We start from the raw sequence: 21,952 nt of genomic DNA on the forward strand, positions 1-21,952 counted from the left end.
GTCAGCGTGACGGCGGTCAGCGTGACGGCGGTCAGCGTGACGGCGGTCAGCGTGACGGCGGCCGCGGCGGCGAGCGTCCGGCGCGTCCCGCCGGCGGCCAGGGCGCCCCGCGTCCCGGTGGCCGTCCGTCGGGTCCCCGTCCGGGCAACAACCCGTTCACGTCCGGTGGCTCCACCGGCATGGCGCGCCCGCAGGCGCCCCGTCCCGGCGGCGCGCGCCCCGGTCCCGGCGGCGCCCCGGGTGCTCCCCGTCCGCAGGGCGGTCCCGGCGGTGCGCCGCGCCCGCAGGGTCAGGGCGGTGCCCGTCCGACTCCGGGCGGCATGCCCCGTCCGCAGGCGCCCCGTCCCGGCGGCGCCCCTGGCGGCGGTCCCGGCGGCAACCGTCCGAACCCCGGCATGATGCCGCAGCGTCCTGCTGCCGGTCCCCGTCCTGGTGGCGGTCCCGGCGGCGGCGGCCGTGGTCCCGGTGGCGCAGGTCGTCCCGGCGGTGCCGGTCGTCCCGGTGGCGGCGGCGGCTTCGCCGGTCGTCCCGGCGGCGGTGGCCCCGGTGGTGGCGGCGGCTTCGGCGGCCGTCCCGGCTTCGCCGGCCGTCCCGGCGGCCCCGGTGGCCGTGGTGGCACGCAGGGCGCCTTCGGCCGTCCCGGCGGCCCGGCGCGCCGTGGCCGCAAGTCGAAGCGGCAGAGGCGCCAGGAGTACGAGGCCATGCAGGCCCCGTCGGTCGGCGGTGTGATGCTGCCTCGCGGCAACGGCGAGACCATTCGCCTGTCGCGCGGTGCCTCGCTCACCGACTTCGCGGAGAAGATCAACGCCAACCCGGCGTCGCTCGTCGCGGTCATGATGAACCTCGGCGAGATGGTCACCGCGACGCAGTCCGTCTCCGACGAGACGCTGGCGCTGCTCGGCGACGAGATGAACTACACCGTCCAGATCGTCAGCCCGGAGGAGGAGGACCGCGAGCTTCTCGAGTCCTTCGACATCGAGTTCGGCGAGGACGAGGGCGGCGACGAGGCCCTGGTCTCGCGTCCGCCGGTGGTGACCGTCATGGGTCACGTCGACCACGGTAAGACCCGGCTGCTGGACGCCATCCGCAAGACGAACGTCATCGCGGGCGAGGCCGGCGGTATCACGCAGCACATCGGTGCGTACCAGGTCGCGACCGAGGTCAACGGCGAAGAGCGGGCCATCACCTTCATCGACACCCCGGGTCACGAGGCGTTCACCGCCATGCGTGCCCGTGGTGCGAAGTCCACCGACATCGCGATCCTCGTGGTCGCGGCGAACGACGGTGTGATGCCCCAGACGATCGAGGCGCTGAACCACGCCAAGGCGGCCGAGGTGCCGATCGTGGTCGCGGTCAACAAGATCGACGTCGAGGGCGCCGACCCGACCAAGGTGCGCGGCCAGCTCACCGAGTTCGGTCTGGTGGCGGAGGAGTACGGCGGCGACACCATGTTCGTCGACATCTCCGCCAAGCAGGGTCTGCACATCGACTCCCTGCTGGAGGCCGTGGTCCTCACCGCGGACGCCTCGCTCGACCTGCGGGCCAACCCGGAGCAGGACGCGCAGGGCATCGCGATCGAGGCACACCTGGACAAGGGCCGCGGCGCCGTCGCGACCGTCCTCGTCCAGCGAGGCACGCTGCGTGTCGGTGACACGATGGTCGCCGGTGACGCGTACGGCCGTGTCCGCGCCATGCTCGACGACAGGGGCGAGAACGTGGAGATCGCGGGTCCCTCGACCCCGGTCCTCGTGCTCGGTCTCACCAACGTCCCGGGCGCGGGCGACAACTTCCTGGTCGTCGACGAGGACCGTACGGCCCGTCAGATCGCCGAGAAGCGTGCCGCCCGTGAGCGCAACGCCGCGTTCGCCAAGCGCACCCGCCGGGTGTCCCTCGAGGACCTCGACAAGGTGCTCAAGGCCGGCGAGGTCCAGCAGCTCAACCTCATCATCAAGGGCGACGCGTCCGGTTCGGTGGAGGCTCTCGAGTCCTCGCTGCTCCAGCTCGACGTCGGCGAAGAGGTCGACATCCGCGTGCTGCACCGCGGTGTGGGTGCGGTCACCGAGTCGGACATCGACCTGGCCATGGGCTCCGACGCCATCGTCATCGGCTTCAACGTCCGCGCGGCCGGCCGTGCCTCGCAGATGGCGGACCGCGAGGGCGTCGACGTCCGGTACTACTCGGTGATCTACCAGGCCATCGAGGAGATCGAGGCGGCCCTCAAGGGCATGCTCAAGCCGGAGTACGAAGAGGTCGAGCTCGGTACGGCGGAGATCCGCGAGGTCTTCCGCTCGTCCAAGCTGGGCAACATCGCGGGTGTTCTCATCCGCTCCGGCGAGGTCAAGCGCAACACCAAGGCCCGGCTCATCCGCGACGGCAAGGTCATCGCGGAGAGCCTCAACATCGAGGGTCTGCGCCGCTTCAAGGACGACGTCACCGAGATCCGCGAAGGCTACGAGGGCGGTATCAACCTCGGAAACTTCAACGACATCAAGGTCGACGACGTCATCGCGACGTACGAGATGCGCGAGAAGCCGCGAGGCTGACACACGGGCATCCCGACCGGGGCCGGTCGGCGGAAGTATTTCCGTCGATCGGCCCCGGCCGTTGCGTGTACGGTTCGGGTGTCCCTGCCAAGCATCCGCGGCGGGGCCCCAGACCCCGAACCGGCGGGACATCCGGACATACATGTATGTGGGGACACTGTCCTTCGACCTGCTTCTCGGCGACGTACGGTCGTTGAAGGAGAAGCGTTCCGTGGTCCGCCCCATCGTCGCCGAGCTCCAGCGGAAGTACGCCGTGAGCGTGGCGGAGGTGGGCGGCCAGGATCTCCACCGCCGGGCCGAGATCGGCCTGGCCGTGGTGTCCGGCGACACCGGGCACCTCACTGACGTACTCGACCGGTGCGAGCGCCTCGTCGCCGCCCGGCCCGAGGTGGAGCTGCTGTCCGTCAGGCGCAGACTCCACCGCGACGAAGACTGAACGCAAGGCAAAGAAGGAGACGGACCAGTGGCCGACAACGCGCGGGCGAAGAAGCTGGCGGACCTCATCAGGGAGGTGGTCGCACAGAAGCTGCAGCGCGGCATCAAGGACCCTCGCCTCGGTACACACGTGACCATCACGGACACCCGTGTCACCGGCGACCTGCGGGAGGCCACGGTCTTCTACACGGTCTACGGCGACGACGAGGACCGGGCCAGTGCCGCGGCGGGTCTGGAGAGTGCCAAGGGCATCCTCCGCTCCGCGGTCGGTGCGGCGGCGGGCATCAAGTTCACGCCGACCCTCACCTTCGTGGCCGACGCGCTCCCCGAGAACGCCAAGACCATCGAGGACCTCCTCAACAAGGCGCGGGCATCCGACGCCAAGGTCCGCGAGGCGTCCTCCGGCGCCGCGTACGCGGGCGAGCCCGACCCGTACCGCAAGCCCGAGGACGAAGCCTCGGAATGACACAGCGCACCGCACCGCCCGACGGCCTTGTCATCGTCGACAAGCCGTCGGGCTTCACTTCGCACGACGTCGTCGCCAAGATGCGCGGGATCGCCAGGACCCGGCGCGTCGGACACGCGGGGACGCTCGATCCCATGGCCACCGGTGTGCTCGTGCTCGGTGTCGAGAAGGCCACCAAGCTGCTCGGCCACCTCGCGCTGACCGAGAAGGAGTACCTCGGCACCATCAGGCTGGGACAGAACACCGTCACGGACGACGCGGAGGGCGAGGTCACCTCGTCCGCCGACGCCTCCGCCGTCACCCGCGAGGCGATCGACGCAGGGGTCGCCGAGCTGACGGGCGACATCATGCAGGTGCCGTCCAAGGTCAGCGCCATCAAGATCGACGGCAAGCGGTCGTACGCGCGGGTGCGCGGCGGCGAGGACTTCGAGATCCCGGCCCGGCCGGTGACGGTCTCGGCCTTCCGGGTCCACGACGTCCGCGCGACGACGACGGACGACGGGCTCGACGTCGTCGACCTGATCGTGTCCGTGGTCTGCTCCTCCGGCACCTACATCCGGGCGCTCGCCCGGGACCTCGGTGCCGCTCTGGGCGTCGGCGGACATCTGACGGCGCTGCGGCGCACCCGGGTCGGCCCGTACGGCCTGGACGCGGCGAAGACGCTCGACCAGCTCCAGGAGGAGCTGACGGTCATGCCGATCGCCGAGGCCGCCGCCGCGGCGTTCCCCCGCTGGGACGTCGACGAGCGGCGGGCCAAGCTGCTCACCAACGGTGTACGGCTCGACATGCCGCCGCACGACCGGGCGCCGGTGGCGGTCTTCGGGCCGGACGACCGCTTCCTGGCCCTGGTGGAGGAGCGGAACGGCAAGGCGAAGAGCCTCGCCGTCTTCGGCTGAGGCGCGCCGGCCGTCCCGCGACGCCCGTTGCGGGACGGCCGGCCCCCACCGGCCGCCCCGCGCTCCCCCCTCGGATCCCCCGCAGAGGGTCTATCCACTGCGGACCCTCAATTCACCCCATTGAGCAGGCGCTCGGAGTGAACGGGGGTGCACTCGGGGGCGCGTTCATGATGCGTGCTTCTCCCACTGATCATCTTCGACCTAACGTCGTCGGCATGGGACGCGCTGACCTGGCAGGTTTGGTACGGATCTGCGATCCGGCCGGTCGGCCGTACGGCACCGGCTTTGTCGCAGACGACATCGGCACGGTCGTGACCGGCCATCACGTGATCCACGGCCTGCCCCGCCCCCTCCTGCTGCCTCTGGACGGCGACGAGCCCCCCGTCCAGGCCGACACCGTCACCCCGCTGCCCGGCAGCGGCCTCGCCCTCGTCCACGCGAACGGCCTGCGGCTCCCGCCCCTGCCCATCGGGGCACGCGAGCACGTGGAGCCGGGCACATACGTGCGCATCGCGGCGGGCGGCTGGCGCGAGGCCCGGGTGCTCGCCACCGATCGCGGCGTCCTGGAACTCGCCATCGGCACCGACGGCAGCGACGCCCTGCGGCCGGGGGGCACCGCCACCGGCGGTCCGGTGCTCGACGCCGCGACCGGCGCGGTCCTGGCCGTCCTCGCCGCGCCGCCCCCGCCGGGCACCCCCACCGCGGTCCTCGCACGGCTCCTGGGCACGGCCGGGTCCGAAGCGCACGCCGCCCTCCTGCGGAGGAACGCGGCGACCACCCCCGCGTACGGGCAGGACCTGAACCTGGCGGCCGTGCTCGAGCTGACCGCCGTCACGCACGGCCTGCCCGGCGCGCCCGGCGGCGACCGGCCACCGCCCGTCCGGCGGCCCGAGGTCGAGCGGCAGTTCGCGGACTTCATCGAACGGGCCGGCACCGCCCCGGTGCTCGGCCTCGTCGGCGCACCCGGGACCGGCCGGACGACCGAACTCCGCGCCCTCGCCGCCCGCCGCGCCCACGGCCCGGAGCCGGCCCCCACACTCCGGCTGCGCGGCGCCGACCTGCGGGCCGGGGACGCGTCCGTCGCCGACGCCGTGGCACGCGGCCTGCGCGAAGCCGCCCGGATCCTCGGCGTACCGGAGCAGCCCGTATGCCCCGATCTGGTCGCCCGTCTGGCCGCCGAGGCGGGGCGGCCCCTGCTCGTCGTCCTGGACGGCCTGGAGGAGGCGGCCCCGGCGGTGGCACGGGCCCTGCCCCGGTGGACGCCGGCCACGGCCGAGTGGCTGCTCTCCACCCGGACGGCCCTGGTGGTGTCCTGCCGCCCCGAGCAGTGGGACGAGGCGGGGGCGCTCTACCCGCCCGGTGTGCTGCACCGCCCGGTGACGCTCACAGACTCCGGGCCCCGGCCCCGCGTCCCAGAGTCCGTCGGGAACCAGGCGGCCGGGCCGCTGCCGTCTCCCGGCGGCGGGCCCGGCCTCGCGGAGGCCGTGCGGGCAGCCGGGGGCGGCGCGCCTCGCGGTCGTGCGGCCGGGCCGTCGTCACCGCCCGCGCTGTGCCTGGGGGACCTCACCGCCGAGCAGGCCCGGCTCGCGCGCGAGCGGTACGGTCTCGGGCCCGGCGCGGTCGCGGCCGTCGACGAGCGGTACCCGCTCGTCCTCCGGCTGCTCGCAGAGGTGCGCGGGGCCGTACCCGGCGCGCCTGCCGGCAGACCGGGACGCCAGGACGTCTACGGCGCGTACCTGGACCTGATCTGCCTGCGGATCGCGGTCCGCATCACCACCGGGACCGGCCGGCTGCCCCGAGGCACCGCAGTCCGCAGACTCGCCGCGGCGGTCGCGGGCAGGACGCACGAGGCCGCCCGCCGTTGCCTGGGACCCGGGCACGGGCAGCTCGACCGGGCGGCGTTCGAGGAGCTCTTCCCGTGGGTGGGCGGCTGGGCGCACGCCGTCCTCACCGAAGGACTGCTGGTCCCGGCGGGCGACGGCTACCGCTTCGCCCACGAGGAGCTGTCCGACTGGATCCAGGGCGGTCATCTCGACCTCGACGCGGCACTTCGCGCCCTCGCGGACCGCGCACCCGGCGAGGACGACCCCGTCGTGCCCCGCCATCGCATCGGCCCGGTCGTCCATGGACTTCTTCTGCTGGGCCGGGACCGCGGCGCGCACCGGCTGGTTCCCAGGCTCTGCGGACTCGTCGACGTGCTCGACGGCCCGTGCGGCCCGGAGGCCCGCTGGTGGGCGTCCGCCCTGCTGCGCGAGGTACTGGGGCGCGTGCCGGACGCCGAACCGTACCTCGCCGTCCTGCGCCGCCTCGCGGAACGGCCGGGCGGCGAGTACGCCCCCGGCTTCTGGGCCCGGCTGCCGCTCGGCGACCCGAGCAGGCTCGACCTCCTCCGGCGGCTCGTCCCCACCGACCCGGCCCCACGGCCCTCCGCGACCGATGCCCCGGCCGCGCCCCGGTACCTGGAGCTCGCCGACGAACGGCTGACGGCCGATCCCCGGGCCGTCCAGCCGCTGCTGTGCCGCTGGTTCGACGACGAGACACCACTGGCCGCGGGGCCCGGCGCCGCCGTGCGCCCCACGGTGGGTGGCGCCGCCCAGGCACTGCTCTACGCCCGGCGCGGGCTCGCGCCCGACCACCTCACCGAAACCCTTGCCGCAGTCCCGCATCCCCGGGCCGCCGAGCTCCTCCGCACGCTCGCCGAGGACGAACCGTCCGCGATGTGCCGGGCCGTCGACCGCTGGGCCCGCGACCCGAGGCCCGCGCGACGTGCGGCGGCCGCCGCCCACGCCCCGCTGATCAGACCCACCGAGGACGCCGACCGTGGACTCCTGCGGCGCGCCGCACTCGCCCTGCTCGCCGGGACGCGGGACGCCTACGGTCCCGCGCTCACCGTCCTGGTCCGCGACCCGGTCAGCAGGCCGCGCCACCTGCAACGGGCCCTGGGCCTCGTCGCCACGGGCGACCCCCGGCTCCCCGTCGGCGCGCTCACCGACGCGGTGGCCACCCACCCGGGCCCCGTCCTCGCCGCTCTGCGGACCCGTCTGCTGCGGCCGGGCCCCGCGGCCGACGCGGAGGAGATCTTCGCCACACTCGCCGGCGCCGACACCACCCCCGCCACCGCTCGCCGGGCCGCCGCCCTCGTGTGCGAGTACGTCGACCACCGCCCCGACGGCGCGGCGCACGCGGCGGCGTACGTCCACCACCGCCTGGAGCACGGGCCCGACGGACGCGACGTGCTCTTCCCGCTCGTCACGCACCTTGTGCGCGGCCGACCGGCCCGCGTTCGCAGCGCCCTCGCCCACGTCCTCGCCGCACCGGGCAGTCCCGCATCGCGGCCGCTGCGGGCCGAACTGCTCGACGTACTGCTGCGGTACGAGCAGTACGAGGCCCGTGACCTCGCCGTCCTCGACGCCCTGTTGCACGCCGCCGCGCACGGCAGCGGCGTACAGGACGAGGAGCGGACCCGGGCCCTGGTGCGCCGTACGGGCCTGCTGCTGGTCCGGACCGCCAAGGGCGCCGCCTGCTTCGACCGGCGGCTCACCGAGCTCACCCGCGACGTGTCCGCCTTCGCCGCGCTGATGGCGCGCTGGCCCGTCACGGATCCGCAGGAATGGACAGTCGTGACGGCCTGCCGGTCGCTCGCCACAGGGGCCGGCCCGGTGCCGATGCCCACCGGGAGCGTGGGGCATGGCAGTCTTAGACCTGCGTAACCGGCAATCACGTACACGGGTTCGGGCGAGGAGCGGTCACAGTGCAGCGCTGGCGTGGCTTGGAGGACATCCCCCAGGACTGGGGACGCAGCGTCGTCACCATCGGCTCCTACGACGGCGTGCACCGCGGGCACCAGCTGATCATCGGACGCGCCGTCGAGCGGGCGCGTGAGCTGGGCGTGCCCTCGGTCGTCGTGACCTTCGACCCGCACCCCAGCGAGGTCGTCCGCCCCGGCAGCCACCCGCCGCTTCTCGCGCCGCACCACCGGCGCGCCGACCTGATGGCCGAGCTGGGCGTGGACGCGGTGCTCGTACTGCCCTTCACCGCGGAATTCTCGAAGCTCTCGCCGGCCGACTTCATCGTGAAGGTCCTGGTCGACAAATTGCACGCGCGCGCCGTCATCGAAGGCCCCAACTTCCGCTTCGGCCACCGGGCCGCCGGCGACGTCGACTTCCTCGCCGAACTCGGCGCGACGTACGACTACGACGTCGAGGTCGTCGACCTGTACGTGCGGGGCGAAGCGGGCGGCGGCGAGCCGTTCTCCTCGACCCTGACGCGCCGGCTGATCGCCGAGGGCGACGTCGAGGGCGCCTTCGAGATCCTCGGCCGTCCGCACCGCGTCGAGGGCGTTGTGGTGCGCGGCGCCCAGCGCGGCCGCGAACTCGGCTTCCCGACGGCGAACGTGGAGACCCTGCCGCACACCGCGATCCCCGCGGACGGCGTGTACGCGGGCTGGCTGACGGCCGCCGGCGAACGCATGCCGGCGGCGATCTCCGTGGGTACGAACCCCCAGTTCGACGGCACCGAGCGCACGGTCGAGGCGTATGCGATCGACCGCGTGGGGCTCGACCTGTACGGGCTGCACGCGGCGGTGGACTTCCTGTCGTACGTGCGGGGCCAGGAGAAGTTCGACACGATCGAGTCGCTGCTGGTCGCCATGGCGGACGACGTGAAGAAGTGCCGGGAGCTGACGGCGGCGTACGACGCACGCTCCTGACCCTGCCGGGCGGAGCCCGCTGAGCCGGGGTGCGCTTCCGGGCGTGGCCCGGTGGGTCCGGATCACGCCCTCGGGCGGGGCCCAGTCCTCTGTGCCTGCGTCCGGGTGCCGCTTCGGGGGCAAGTCCGGGACTGCTTCCCCGTAGCCGCCCCGCCCAGGGCTGACGACGCCTTGTGTCCGGGCACGCCCCGTGCGCGTCCCCCTGCCCCCGGGGCGGCGGTTTCGGTACGGCCGCAGGTCAGGTGCGGGCTGGACGGCATCCTCCACCCGGCCCTTCCCGAAACCGGGGCTCTGCCCACGGGCCCGCGCGCCTCGAACGCCGGACGGGCCGACGTGTCAGCGTCCGGTGTTCGAGGACACCGCGCGAAGCGCGGTACCGGGCCGGGGCCAAGCCGGGCAGCCCCGTGGAGCCGGCACGGGTCCGGGGCTTGCCCCGGTTCGGGAAGGGGCGGGGCGGGTGGACGGCTTCGCGCAGCGGATCCCGCGTCGAACCCGCCCTCAGCGGGAAGGGGCGGGGCGGGGGGACGGCTTCGCGCAGCGGACTTGGCGTCGAACCCGCCCTCAGGCGGACGCCGTTGCCCAGTGGCAGGCCACCTGCGGAGCGCGTGCGTTCGGCAGGACCGGGAGGTCGCGGGAGCGGCACAGGTCGGCGATGCCTGCCGTCGCCGCCGCGCCCGACGCGAGGACATGGCAGCGGGCGTGGAAGCGGCAGCCCTCCGGGATGCGGGACGGGTCCGGCGGCTCGCCGGTGAGGACCACCGGAGTGCCCGGTGACTCGGGCAGGACCGACAACAACGCCTGGGTGTAAGGATGCTGCGGCGACGTCAGCACGTCCTCCACCGGCCCGGACTCCACGATCCGCCCCAGGTACATCACCGCCACGCGGTCCGCGATGTTCCACGCGAGGCCCAGATCGTGCGTCACGACCAGCGCGGACAGGCCCAGTTCGTCCCTGAGGCGCAGCAGCAGCGCCAGGATCTCGCCGCGTACGGACGCGTCGAGCGAGGCCACCGGCTCGTCGGCGACGATGAGTTCCGGCTGGAGGACCAGCGCGCCCGCGATCACGACGCGCTGCCGCTGCCCGCCGGACAGCTCGTGCGGGTAGCGGAGGAAGAAGCGCTCGGGAGGGCGCAGGCCGGCCCGGGACAGCGCCTCGGCGACCGCCGCGCGCTCGTCGCCCGCGTACCCGTGGATCCGCAGGCCCTCGGCCACGGCGTCGTAGACGGTGTGCCGCGGGTTGAGCGAACCGCTCGGGTCCTGGAGCACGAGCTGCACCCGCTTGCGGTACGCCTTCAGCGCACGGGAGCCGTGGCCGAGGGGCTCCCCGCCGAAGGTGACCCGCCCGGAGGCGGGTGTCACCAGGCCGAGGAGCGAGCGGGCCAGGGTGGTCTTGCCGCAGCCGGACTCACCGACGAGAGCGACGATCTCGCCGGACCCGATGTCGAGGTCGACGCCGTCGACGGCCCGCGCGGGCGGGCCGCCGCGGCGACCGGGGAAGGTGACGTGGAGTCCGGAGGCGGACAGCAGGGGAGAGGCGGTCGGGGTCATCACGTGCTCCTGTGTCACAGCTGCTTCTCCGTCCGGACCACCGCACGGGCTTCCGCCCCCACCAGAACGCATGCCGCCCGGTGCCCGTCACGCGTCGCGACCAGCTTCTGGTCCTGTTCGGCGCAGGTGTCGAGCGCGACCGGGCAGCGCGGATGGAAGGTGCAGCCGCCCGGCAGCGACGACGGGTCCGGCGGGTCGCCGGGAAGCCCGCGCGGAGCCCGGCGCGACGCGGGGTCGCCGATGCGCGGGAACGCGGCGGACAGCGCCCGCCCGTACGGATGCTCGGCGCTGTCGTAGACCGCGCGGGCCGGCCCCTCCTCGACGACCCGGCCCGCGTACATCACAGCGAGGCGGTCGCAGGTGTCGGCGAGAACCCCCAGGTCGTGGCTGATCATCAGCAGGCTGATGCCCTGCTCGGCGACGAGTTGCTCGATCAGCCGCAGGATCTGCGCCTGGATCATGACGTCGAGTGCGGTCGTCGGCTCGTCGGCGACGATCAGCCGCGGATCGCAGGCGAGGGCCATGGCGATCATGACGCGCTGCCGCTGCCCGCCGGACAGTTCGTGCGGGTAGGCGTCGGCACGGGCCGCCGGCAGCCCCACGTGCTGGAGCAGTTCGCCGACGCGCCGCTTCGCTTCCGCCGGGGTGGACCGGCGGTGCAGCAGGATCGGCTCGGCGATCTGGTCGCCGACCCGCCGCACCGCGTTGAGCGAGTGCATCGCGCCCTGGAAGACGATGGAGGCGCCCGCCCACCGTACGGCCCGCAGCCGGCCCCACTTCATGGTGAGGACGTCCTCGCCGTCGAGCAGGATCTCGCCGGTCAGCTTCGCTGAGGCGGGCAGCAGCCGCAGCAGCGCGAGGGCCAGCGTCGACTTGCCGCAGCCGGACTCGCCGGCGACGCCGAGTTTCCGTCCGGCGGCCAGGGACAGGTCGACGCCGCGTACGGCGGGCACGGCCCGGCTCCCGGAGCCGTAGGTGACATGCAGGTCCTTGACCTCGAGCTGGCTCAATGTGCCACTCCCAGCTTCGGGTTGAGTACGGACTCGACGGCCCGGCCGCACAGGGTGAAGGCGAGCGCCACGAGCGCGATGGCGATTCCCGGAGGGGCGAGATAGGACCAGTGACCGGAGGACACCGCGCCCGCCTCGCGGGCGTCCTGGAGCATGCCGCCCCAGGAGACGACGGTCGGGTCGCCCAGGCCGAGGAAGGCCAGAGTCGCCTCCGTCAGGATCGCGCTGGAGATGCCGAGCGTGGTCTGCGCGAGCACCAGCGGCATCACGTTCGGCAGCACGTGGCGGTTCATGATGTGGCCGTGTCCGCCGCCGAGTGCCTTGGCGCGCTCGATGTAGGGCCGGGACTCCACGGCGATGGTCTGCGCCCGGACGAGCCGGGCGGTGGTCGGCCAACTGGTGACGCCGATGGCGATGACGACCGTCCAGATGTTGCGGGACATCACAGTCGCCAGCACGATCGCCAGGACCAGCGTGGGCATGACGAGGAACCAGTCGGTGATCCGCATCAGTACGGTGGAGAACCAGCCGCCGTAGTGGCCCGCGATGATCCCGACCAGCGTGCCGATGGCCACGGACAGGGCAGCGGCCAGCAGCCCCACGGTGAGCGAGATACGCGCGCCCCACACCAGCAGCCCGAGCAGGGAACGCCCGAACTGATCGGTACCGAGGGGGAATTCGGCGCTCGGTTTCTCCATGGCCGCGCCGGGTGCGTTGGTGACGCTCTGCACGTCGCTGCCGACGAGCAGCGGCGCGGCGAGTGCCGTCAGCGCGATGAGCGCCAGTGCCGCGAGGCCGAAGAGCCCGGTGCGGTGGCTGCGGTAGGAACGCCAGAACCGGGCCGCGGAGTGGCGGCGCCGCGCCCGGGCCAGGGACCTCGCGGTCTGCGCGGGCCCGGCGGGCCCGTCCTGGGGTGAGGTCTTCGTCGTCGGCGGTGTCGGTGTCGTCGTCATCGGCCCACCCGGGGATCGAGCAGCGGATACAGCAGGTCGGCGAGAAGGTTCATCAGGATCATCGCGCCGGCGAAGACCACGAACAGCCCCTGCACGAGCGGCAGGTCGGGCACGCTGAGCGCCTGGTAGAACAGCCCGCCGAGGCCGGGCCAGGAGAAGACCGTCTCCACCAGGATCGAACCGGCGGCGACATGGCCCAGGTTGATGAAGACCATGGTGACGGTGGGCAGCAGCGCGTTCGGTACGGCGTGGCGGCGCCGTACCGCGTCGTCACGCAGGCCCTTGGCCCGTGCCGTCGTCAGATAGTCGCTGCCCATCTCGTCGAGCAGCGAGGAGCGCATGACCAGCAGCGTCTGCGCGTACCCGACGGCAACGAGGGTCAGGACCGGCAGCACCATGTGGTGCGCCACGTCGAGCACGTAGGCGAAGCCGGTCTCGTCTCCCGACTCCATGCCGCCGGTCGGGAACATCCCGGGAACGGGCCCGGCGCCGACCGAGAAGGTGATGATGAGCAACAGCCCGAGCCAGAAGCCCGGCACGGACCACAGGGTCAGGGCCACACCCGTGTTGAGCCGGTCACCGAGGCTGCCGTGCCGCCAGGCGGAACGGGTGCCGAGCCAGAGGCCGATCGCCGAGTAGATCACGACCGCCACCCCCGTGAGCAGCAGCGTCGCCGGGACCTTCTGGACGATCAGGTCACCGACGGGGGCGTGGAACTGGTACGACATACCGAGGTCGCCCGTCAGGGCGCCGGCGCAGTAGTCGGTGAACTGCTGCCACATCGGCTTGTCGAGGCCGAACTGCCGTCGCAGCGTGGCCATCTGCTCGGCGGACGTCGGCATGCCATGGGTCATGGCCTTCACCGGGTCGCCGGGGATGATCCGGAAGAGGGCGAAGCTGGTGACCAGAACGGCGAGCAGCGAGATCGCCGCGCCGCCGAGCTTGCCCGCCACATAGAGGAGATAGCCGCGTACGTTGCCGCTCGCGGCACGGGCCTCGGGGGCCCGCGCCACGGCGGTCGTACGGGTCGTACCGGTCGTGCTCATCGACTATTCACGGTCTTCCGCGGTGGAACGGCGACGCATCGCGACGAACAGTCCGAGAGCGGCGGCGAGGACGACGGCCGCGCCGGCGCCGACGACCACACCCGTGGAGGAGCCGCTGCCGGAACCGTCGGCCGCCGCGGGCTCGGCCGACCACCAGCTCCAGTAGCCGTCCTGACCGTAGATGTTGCCGGCCGCCTCCGGCATCGTCGTGATGGACTTGATCTGGTCCGTACGGTACGCCTCGACGGCGTTCGGGTACGCGAGGACATTCATGTAGCCCGTGTCGTACAGCCGTGCCTGCATCTGCTTGACCAGATCCGCACGCTTGGCCGGGTCGTACTCCACGGCCTGCTTCGCGTACAACTCGTCGAACTGCTTGTCGCAGATGAAGTTGTCCGTCGCGCCGGTGTCCTTGGGGGTGGCGGGCAGGGCCGCGCAGGTGTGGATCGACAGGACGAAGTCCGGGTCGGGGTTGACGGACCAGCCGTCGAAGGCCAGGTCGTAGTCGCCCTTGAGCCACGGGTCGGAGACGTTGTCCAGGCATTCGACCTTCAGCCCGATGCCGAGCTCGCCCCACCACTCCTGGAGGTACTTGCCGATCGCCTTGTCGTTCGGGTCGGTGGCGTGGCACAGGATGCGGAAGTCGAGCGCCTTGCCGTCCTTGCCGACGCGTTTGCCGCTGCCGTTCTTCCTGTAGCCCGCCTCGTCGAGGAGCCGGGCGGCCTCGGCCGGGTCGTAGGCGGTCTTCCGGCTCGCCTCCGGCTTCCAGAAATACGACTCGAAGCGCGGCGGAATGTACCCCTCGCCCTCGACGGCGTGGCCCTGGAAGACCTTGTCGACGATCGTGGTGCGGTCGGTGGCGTGGAACAGCGCCTTGCGCACGGCCGGGTCGAGCAGCGCCTTGTGCCCGTTGCCGAACTTCCTTCCGTCCTTGGACTGCGCGCCCGGGTTGGTGGCGAGCGCGAAGAAACGGCGGCCGGGAGCGTCGTTGACCTTGATGTTCTCGGCGCTCCTCAGGGCATCGGCCTGCGCAGGGGTAAGGCCCTGGACGAAGGACACCTCGCCCTTCAGGAGGGCGGCGACCGCGGCGTCCCCGTCCTTGTAGTACTTGAAGACCAGCTCGTCGAACTTGGGAGCCCCGCGCCAGAAGGTCTTGTTCGGGGCCAGCTTCAGGTACTGGTCGACCTTGAAGTCGGTGATCACGAACGGGCCGTTGCCGACGACGGGGAACTGCTTGTCGTTGTTGAACTTCGAGAAGTCGCCGACCTTCTCCCACACGTGCTTCGGCACGATCGGCACGTCGAGGGCCGTCATCGTGGCCTGTGGCTTCTTCAGCTCGATGACGAGCGTCCGGGGGTCGGGAGCGGTGACCTTCTTGAAGTTGGCGGTGAAACTGCCGTTGGCGGTGGCGGCGTTCGGGTCGCTCATCATCTTGTTGAACGTCCAGGCCGCGTCCTGTGCCGTGGCCTGCTTGCCGTCCGACCACGTGGAGTCGTCGCGGATGGTGTACGTCCACGTCAGCTTGTCCGGCGAGGACTTCCACTCGGTGGCGAGACCCGGGACCGTATGACCGTCCCCGGGGTCGTAGTTGGTCAGGTAGTCGTAGGCCAGACGGTGGATGGAGGTACTCACCAGCCGCTGGGCCAGGAAGGGGCTCAGCGAGTCGATGCTCTGCGACACGGCGACGGTGAGGACCTGCTTGCCGTCGTCGGCCGCGGCGGCCGCTCGCGCCTGTGGCGCTGCCTGTGTCTGCCCCGCTGCCTGTGTCTGGGGGCGGGCCTGTCCCTGCGGCTGTGCCTGGGCCTGGGGGACCACGGCGCCTGCCGTCACCAGTGCGGAGGTCACGCCGGTGGCGAGGACTAATCGGAAGCGGGGACGTTGCCGGGTGCTCTGGGGTGATGCCGTTGTGACCATGGACAGTGACCTCGCGTCATTACTCGCACGGGGAGGGCGGGTTGGTGATCTCTGGTTCGCCGGTTGGTGAGGCGAAGGTTTATCAGGGAGGTCATGCCGCGTCAACGGCCACTCAAACACCGTGTGTGCTGCGGGAATACGGCGAGGGCCCGCACCGGGGAGTCGGTGCGGGCCCTCATTGGTTCAGACCTCTGTCGCGTTACTGCTGAGGGGCCGGCGGTGCCTGTGGAGGCTGCTGCTGCGGCCATCCGGCGGGAGGGAACCGACCAGGCGGCACCTGTCCCTGCGCCTCGGGTCCTCCGGCCCCCGGAGGCGGTGGACCGGCCGGGTCACCGGCGTTGGCCGGCGGCTGCGGACCGGCAGGGTTGGCCGGACCGGCCGGGGGATGCGGTTGGGAGGGTGGTGCCTGCTGCTGCCAGCCCTGCGGCGGGTACCCCTGCTGCGGCCCGCCGTAGGGGGGCTGAGGGTGCTGGGGCGCTTGAGGGTGCTGCGGGTGCGGCTGCGGCTGGTACGGCTGGCCCGGCAGGGGCTGTCCGGGTACGGGCTGTCCGGGGCCTGGCTGTCCGGGTACGGGTTGCCCGGACTGCGGCTGGTTCTGCCACGGCCCCTGGCCGTGCCCCGGCATGGGCGGGGCGGCCTGCGGCGGCGGGTTTCCGTTCGCCGTCCACAGCCCCTGCTGCTGCTGGGCGCGTACGAAGTCCTCCGCGATCAGCGCGGAGAGGTTGAAGTACGCCTCACGGGTCTTCGGCCGCATCATGTCGAGGTCGACCTCCGCACCCGCCGCGAGGTGCTCGTCGAACGGCACGACCACCACGCCACGGCAGCGGGTCTGGAAGTGCTGCACGATGTCGTCGACCTTGATCATCTTGCCGGTCTCGCGAACCCCGGAGATGACCGTGATCGAACGCTGCACCAACTCGGCGTAACCGTGGGCGGAGAGCCAGTCCAGCGTGGTCGACGCGCTGCTCGCGCCGTCGACGGACGGGGTGGAAATGATGATCAGCTGGTCGGCCAGGTCCAGTACCCCGCGCATCGCGCTGTAGAGCAGGCCCGTGCCCGAGTCGGTGAGGATGATCGGGTACTGCTTGCCCAGCACGTCGATCGCTCGCCGGTAGTCCTCGTCGTTGAACGTCGTCGAGACGGCCGGGTCCACGTCGTTGGCGATGATCTCCAGACCGGAGGGCGCCTGCGAGGTGAAGCGGCGGATGTCCATGTACGAGTTGAGGTACGGGATCGCCTGGACCAGGTCACGGATGGTGGCCCCGGTCTCACGGCGCACCCGGCGGCCCAGCGTGCCGGCGTCCGGGTTGGCGTCGATCGCCAGGATCTTGTCCTGCCGCTCGGTGGCGAGCGTCGAGCCCAGCGCCGTGGTGGTCGTCGTCTTGCCGACACCGCCCTTGAGGGAGATGACCGCGATCCGGTAGCAGGACAGCACCGGCGTACGGATCAGGTCGAGCTTCCGCTGGCGCTCGGCCTCCTCCTTCTTGCCGCCGAGCTTGAAACGGGCGGCGCCGGAGGGGTTCCGGCTCGACTTGGGCTTCTGCTTGTTGTTGCGCAGCAGCCGGTCGGAGGACAGTTCGACGGCCGCCGTGTAACCGAGCGGAGCACCCGGCACGGAACGCTCACGCTGGTCGTGCGTGACCGGCGTGGGCCAGGCCCCCGCGGTACGCGGGTCGACGGGCGGACCGGGCGGCTGGGTGTACGGCTGCCCGGGCTGGTTCTGGGGACCGCCCTGCTGCGGAGGCACCTGCTGCTGCGGTACGTACGGCGGCTGGGCCTGGGGCGGCTGTCCGTGCGGCGGCTGCGCGTGCGGAGGCTGGGCGGCTGGCGGGGGGAACGGCGCGGGCGCGCCGGGTGCGGGCGGGCCGGGCTGCTGCGCCTGCTGGGGGAAGCCGTAACCGCCCTGAGGTTGGCTCGGGGCGCCCTGCTGCGGGTAGCCGTAACCGCCTTGTGGCGCGGGGGCGCCTGCCCCGGGAGCACCGGGGACGGGCTGCCCCTGCTGCGGGAAGCCGTAGCCCCCCTGCGCCGGGCCGGGGGCGCCCGGCTGGGGGAAGCCGTAACCGCCCTGCTGGGCTGCGGCAGTTGCTGGCGCCGGAGCAGGCGCAGGTGCGGCGAGGCCGGCGGGCTGTCCCGGCTGCTGCGCGTGCGGCTGCCCCTGAGGGTGTCCCTGCTGCGGGAGGCCGTAACCGGCCTGCCCGCCGGGCGGCTGCGCGGACGGGTCCGCGCCGGGTGCCGGGGGTGCCGGCCACTGCGGTGCCGCCGCCGGTGCGGCCGGCTGGAACTCGGGCGGGAGCGGCGGCAGTCCGCCGCCCTGCGCGGTCGGTGCCCAGGGCTGACCTGCGGTGGGGGAGTCCTGCGGTTCCGCGGGAGCCGCAGGCGCGCCATGGGCAGCGTCAGCGGGGGCCGTCGGGGCGGGCGCGGCGTCGGACGGCTCCTCGTCCCCGGAGGGATGCCTGCCCGCAGCGGCGCTCGGGTCCTGGGACGCGTCAGCGCTGCCGTCGGAGGCGGTGCTCAAGGCGCCGGCGCCGGTGGTCCGGCCGGCGGCGGAGGGCTCGGCGGGAGAGTCGGTGGCCGCGGGTTCCTCGGTGCGGCCGCCGGAGGTGCTGTCGCCGGGCTCGGCGTCACCGTTCGCGCTGCCGTCCGCTGCCGCGGCGTGGTCCGACGTGGCCACAGGCCCGGGCCCGGGCACCTCCGTGTCCGCGTTCGTACGGGACGGGGTGCCCGCGTCAGCCGGCGACTCCGGTCGGGGCTGGGCGCTTTCGGGGGACCCGGAGGTTCCGCTGGACTCGGAGACTTCGGCGGAGTCGGAGGCTCCGGCGGAGGGACTGTCCGTCCCGGCCGCCTCGGCCGCGGTCCTTTCGGCGATCTCGCGCTTCAGTGCGGCGGGAGAGAAGCGCATAGTGGCGCCGCTCTCCACGTCACCGCCGCCGAAGGACTGCCACGACAGCTCCGATTCGTCCGGCTCCGCGGCAGTGGCCGCAGGCTCCGGGGCCGCAACCGGTCCGGACTCGGCGTCCGGTGCCGGAGCGGGCGCCGGCACGGCCGCAGGCACGGCGGGCGCGGGTTCCTGCGGCGCGGACGGCGCGGGCGCGGACGTCCAGTCGGGCTCGTAGCCGCTTCCCGCGGGCAGCCCCGGCACGGCCACGGGCGCACCCTGCGGCGGAGGCGGCGGGGGCGCCTGTTGCCCGGAGCCCCCGCCGGCGGCGTCACCCGACGCGTTCTGCGTGTACCAGGCAGGCGGGGTGTAGTCGATGGTGAACTCACCCGTCATCTCTGCGGGCTCCGCGTCGGACTCGTCGACGGGAATGTTCCAGCCCCCGTGGATGTCGTCCCGATCGCCGTTCACTTTGCCTCCTGGTGTGGTCGAGCACCCTTGTGCCGTCGTGGGTGGGGGCCACCGCCTTCTTCGGATCGGCCCGGCTCTCCCCCTGGGACGCGGCCGGTGTGCCCGCAGGTTCTGCCACCGTGCCCCGACCCACCCTAATCGCCGACAACGCCACTACGGCAGGCCCGTCCCGGGGTCGGCTGCTGTCCCGTCCATCACGCCTTGCCCCCGGGCGACCCGGGCGCACCGGAGCGTAAGAAATCCGGCTGGGTATACCGGCACAACTCCGAGCGAAACCGCCCGACTCGGTCCATCCGCCGGGCGCTGCCCGAGATCCGGTCTCGGCGTCGGTGGTCACGTACCGCATGACGGTGCGCACGGCCGGAGCGCCGAGGCCGGGAACCGTGCCCGTGGGGCATCGGCTACCGGCCTCGTCGAAGGTCGAAGGTCGAAGTGGAACGCGGCGCTGATCCGCGCCTCAGCGCAGATCGAACTCGCCGTCGCGAGCGCCGAGCACGAAAGCGCGCCACTCGGCCTCCGTATAACGCAGCACCGTGTCGTGGTCCAAGGACGATCGCATCGCGACGGCCCCACCGGGGAGATGGGCGATCTCCACACGCTCCTCGTCCGGGCTTGTGCCGGGGGCGCCGTGCCACTCGACTCCGGAGATGTCGAGGGCGTACAGCTCGTCCTTCTCCTGCTGGCTCCCCATGGTGCAACTTCCTTTCGCTATAGCCGAGATGAACGCGCCCCGCACGCCCAAGAGGCGGTGGACGGCGGAGTGCCTCACGCCTTCGCCTACGGCATCCTAGGCGAGCTCAGCCACCCGGGGGCGGGCGTCGACCGGACTGCCCACCTGGGGGTGACGCGGGAGAAACCGGCCCGTCCTGCGGGCGCGGCGGCGAGGCGTCAGTCCATGCGGCGGGCGACCCCGAGGAGACCGGTCTCCGCGTCCGTACCGCTTGTCAGCACCCACTGACGTTCACGTCCGGCGCACCACAGGGTCACCCCGTCCGCGAGAGTCGGCAGAGCGTCGCTCTCGCCCTTCGTCAGACCCAGGATCCGTCCGATCTGTGCGGCTTCCTGCGGTGAGACCCGCTGGATGCCGACGATGGTCGAATCCCGCAGCAGCCGGGGCGCCACCGGGCTCAAATAGGGCAGCAGCGTCAGTACGGACTGCCAGGGTGAAGAAACGACGCGGCCGCGCGGTGGCCGCATGCCGCAGTCCCGCACCACGACCACGGGGCTCCCCACCGTGGCACCCATCGGCGGGACGCGGCCCACGTCGTGGAGCGTGATGCACTGCAGGCCGGCGCCCGCCGCCTGCGCGAGGGTGGTCCACTCCTGGGGGCGGCCCGTCTCCACGGCGACGCGAGCGCCCGTGCCCGCCGCACGCAGGGCCAGCACCTGGGCGGTCCACAGACCGCCGATCAGAAGCACCTCGTACGGCGTCGAACGGTGGAAGCCCACGATCTGCGGGCGGCCCTCCGCGTCGTCACCGATCACGACGCCGTCGTCCCCGACCGGCAGGGAGAGCGCGCCGAGGTGATGAGCGGGCATGGTGTGCCCGGCATGACGCGGGCCGAGAACCCCCCGCAGAGCTCGCTTCGCCCCGGACCGGGCCATCAGCGGGCACCCCCCAGCGGTATCGTCGCCAGCACACCCGGCAGCTGTTCCCGGTCCAGGCGTACCAGCCCGACCTTCGCCGACCGCGCCGCCTGCTCCAACGCCCGCCGGACGCCGACCAGTTCGGTGTCGGAGCCACCGGTGACCCGCACGTGCCCACCCACGGCGACGGTCCCCTGCCGTACGCCACGGCGCACCGTGAGGCTGAAGGTCGTCGCGTAGGCCGGAGCCGCGGTGAGCAGTGACACCAGCTTCGGCAGCGGCGTCGCGCCACGGCCCAGTTCCGGCCAGCGGCCCACCGCGTAGGTGGTGTGCCACCGGTCGTCGCACCGCCAGACGCGCGCCGTCTCCGCGGTACGCCGCTGCGGTGCCGCATCCGGACCGCCGGGCCGGGCCGACAGCCGGGGACTCGCGCAGGCGGCAGTCGCCATGGTGGAGTTCAGCTCCTCCTGGTCCAAAACCACCGCCTGGAAGCCTGCACCGGTGATACGGCTCGCCACGTGGTCCGCCATGCGGACCAGGCATCGCTGGGCGCCTTCGACGCCGCCACCACGCGCCTCGATCGCCTCCCGGCAGAGTTCCGGATCGAGTTTGACCGCCACCCACGTCATTCTCAGCGCGGGAGCGCCGGTCCGTTCCTGGAGCGGGGCGTAGGAGAGGCGGGCCACCGACTGCTGCGGCAGATGCGGCGCCGGGGCCGAGCGCACCTGCTGGACCAACTGCGCCGATTCCAGCGCGATATCGTCCACTTCGAGAGCGTCACCGAGCAGGGACAGCGGCAGGGCGCGGGCTCCGGAGGCCGGACGCAGGGCAGCCCCGCTCGCCTCCACCCGCACCACCGCGGTCAGGAACGTGCCGTCACCGAGCATTCCGACGGTGCGGCGCTCGCGGTCGACGTAGGGGAACGGCCGGACCCCGGGCACCGCCTCGGCAACGGGAGCCAGTGACGGGTCCACATCCGCCGCGGAGGGCGCTGAGGCGCGCTTGCGGGAACGGAGGGCCACCACCGTGGTGAGCCAGTCCGGCAGGGCGTGACCGCGGCGGCGTATCACTGCCAACAGGACCAGCACGGACGCCACGGAGCAGGTGGGGACGAGCCAGAGCCCACCGAGTGCGGCTCCCACCGCCGCCAGCGCGAGTCCCGCCTCGACGAGCACCAACTGCCGCAGCTCGACGGGCCCCACGCGGCTGGTGAGGGAAAGGGGGCGGAGGGTGGTCGTCGCCGGGACGGCCTGCGGGGCAGTGGCAGGGGCTCCGTTGCGGCGTTGCCGTCGGGAATTGCCAGGGGCTCGAGCGGGAGACCGCCCACTTCGCGTGCGAGTCGCGGTACTCATCACCGCGTTGCCCCCTCGTGTCCGTATTCACCGAAATCCAATGGACGTTGACCGGGCGATCACCCTACCTGAGCAGTGGGGCGCAAGCGCCAGCAGGCATAGTAGGGGCCGTTACGACGGCAGGCCGTCTCGATGAGTGTGGGAACCT

Annotated in this window: 15 protein-coding genes; 6 read left to right on the forward strand and 9 right to left on the reverse strand. The window is 72.8% G+C overall.

Features of this window, described 5'->3' with window-relative positions; translation table 11 throughout:
* The 6 genes from infB to AB0903_RS29145 form a co-directional block, all read left to right on the forward strand.
* Positions 1 to 2,543 (forward strand): translation initiation factor IF-2 (gene infB / locus AB0903_RS29120; protein ID WP_366707707.1); only part of this gene is annotated, 2,543 nt, incomplete at its 5' end.
* 142 nt (positions 2,544 to 2,685) lie between these two features.
* Complete coding sequence (locus AB0903_RS29125) at positions 2,686 to 2,979, forward strand: DUF503 domain-containing protein (protein WP_366707708.1); 294 nt, start codon at positions 2,686 to 2,688, stop codon at positions 2,977 to 2,979.
* A gap of 27 nt (positions 2,980 to 3,006) precedes the next feature.
* Positions 3,007 to 3,444, forward strand: coding sequence for a 30S ribosome-binding factor RbfA (rbfA, locus tag AB0903_RS29130; RefSeq protein WP_366707709.1), 438 nt, complete (start codon positions 3,007 to 3,009; stop codon positions 3,442 to 3,444).
* Positions 3,441 to 4,340 carry a tRNA pseudouridine(55) synthase TruB gene (gene truB / locus AB0903_RS29135; RefSeq protein WP_366707710.1) on the forward strand — a complete coding sequence of 300 codons (900 nt, stop codon included), beginning with the start codon at positions 3,441 to 3,443 and terminating at the stop codon, positions 4,338 to 4,340. Before rbfA ends, truB begins: the two co-directional genes overlap by 4 nt.
* A gap of 215 nt (positions 4,341 to 4,555) precedes the next feature.
* On the forward strand, positions 4,556 to 8,050 hold the full coding sequence (locus AB0903_RS29140) for a serine protease (protein ID WP_366707711.1): 3,495 nt from the start codon (positions 4,556 to 4,558) through the stop codon (positions 8,048 to 8,050).
* A 41-nt stretch (positions 8,051 to 8,091) separates the two neighbouring features.
* The gene (locus AB0903_RS29145) at positions 8,092 to 9,048 is read left to right on the forward strand and encodes a bifunctional riboflavin kinase/FAD synthetase (RefSeq protein ID WP_366707712.1); all 957 of its coding nucleotides are present in this window, start codon (positions 8,092 to 8,094) and stop codon (positions 9,046 to 9,048) included.
* A gap of 561 nt (positions 9,049 to 9,609) precedes the next feature.
* Here AB0903_RS29145 and AB0903_RS29150 read toward each other — a convergent pair.
* The 9 genes from AB0903_RS29150 to eccE all read right to left on the reverse strand — a co-directional run bounded on the left by AB0903_RS29150 (position 9,610) and on the right by eccE (position 21,804).
* The gene (locus AB0903_RS29150) at positions 9,610 to 10,596 is read right to left on the reverse strand and encodes an ABC transporter ATP-binding protein (RefSeq protein WP_366707713.1); all 987 of its coding nucleotides are present in this window, start codon (positions 10,594 to 10,596) and stop codon (positions 9,610 to 9,612) included.
* A gap of 14 nt (positions 10,597 to 10,610) precedes the next feature.
* Positions 10,611 to 11,606: an ABC transporter ATP-binding protein gene (locus AB0903_RS29155; protein WP_366707714.1), complete on the reverse strand. Its 996-nt coding sequence runs from the start codon at positions 11,604 to 11,606 to the stop codon at positions 10,611 to 10,613.
* The gene (locus AB0903_RS29160) at positions 11,603 to 12,559 is read right to left on the reverse strand and encodes an ABC transporter permease (RefSeq protein WP_366707715.1); all 957 of its coding nucleotides are present in this window, start codon (positions 12,557 to 12,559) and stop codon (positions 11,603 to 11,605) included. Before AB0903_RS29160 ends, AB0903_RS29155 begins: the two co-directional genes overlap by 4 nt.
* Positions 12,556 to 13,605, reverse strand: a complete 1,050-nt coding sequence (locus AB0903_RS29165) for an ABC transporter permease (RefSeq protein WP_366707716.1) — start codon at positions 13,603 to 13,605, stop codon at positions 12,556 to 12,558. The genes AB0903_RS29160 and AB0903_RS29165 overlap by 4 nt, the downstream gene beginning before the upstream one ends.
* Positions 13,606 to 13,608: 3 nt before the next feature.
* Entirely contained in the window at positions 13,609 to 15,519 is a 1,911-nt protein-coding gene (locus AB0903_RS29170; protein ID WP_366707717.1) for an ABC transporter substrate-binding protein, read from the reverse strand.
* Between the two features lie 199 nt (positions 15,520 to 15,718).
* Entirely contained in the window at positions 15,719 to 18,865 is a 3,147-nt protein-coding gene (locus tag AB0903_RS29175) for an SCO5717 family growth-regulating ATPase (RefSeq protein ID WP_366707718.1), read from the reverse strand.
* A gap of 457 nt (positions 18,866 to 19,322) precedes the next feature.
* Complete coding sequence (locus tag AB0903_RS29180; RefSeq protein WP_366707719.1) at positions 19,323 to 19,556, reverse strand: DUF397 domain-containing protein; 234 nt, start codon at positions 19,554 to 19,556, stop codon at positions 19,323 to 19,325.
* 197 nt (positions 19,557 to 19,753) lie between these two features.
* Positions 19,754 to 20,470: a hypothetical protein gene (locus tag AB0903_RS29185; RefSeq protein WP_366707720.1), complete on the reverse strand. Its 717-nt coding sequence runs from the start codon at positions 20,468 to 20,470 to the stop codon at positions 19,754 to 19,756.
* A complete protein-coding gene (eccE, locus tag AB0903_RS29190) occupies positions 20,470 to 21,804 on the reverse strand; it encodes a type VII secretion protein EccE (RefSeq protein WP_366707721.1) in 1,335 nt (444 codons plus the stop codon). The genes AB0903_RS29185 and eccE overlap by 1 nt, the downstream gene beginning before the upstream one ends.
* Positions 21,805 to 21,952: the final 148 nt, after the last annotated feature.

It is taken from the genome of Streptomyces sp. NPDC048389 (genome assembly GCF_040706335.1).
Taxonomy (GTDB): Bacteria; Actinomycetota; Actinomycetes; order Streptomycetales; family Streptomycetaceae; genus Streptomyces.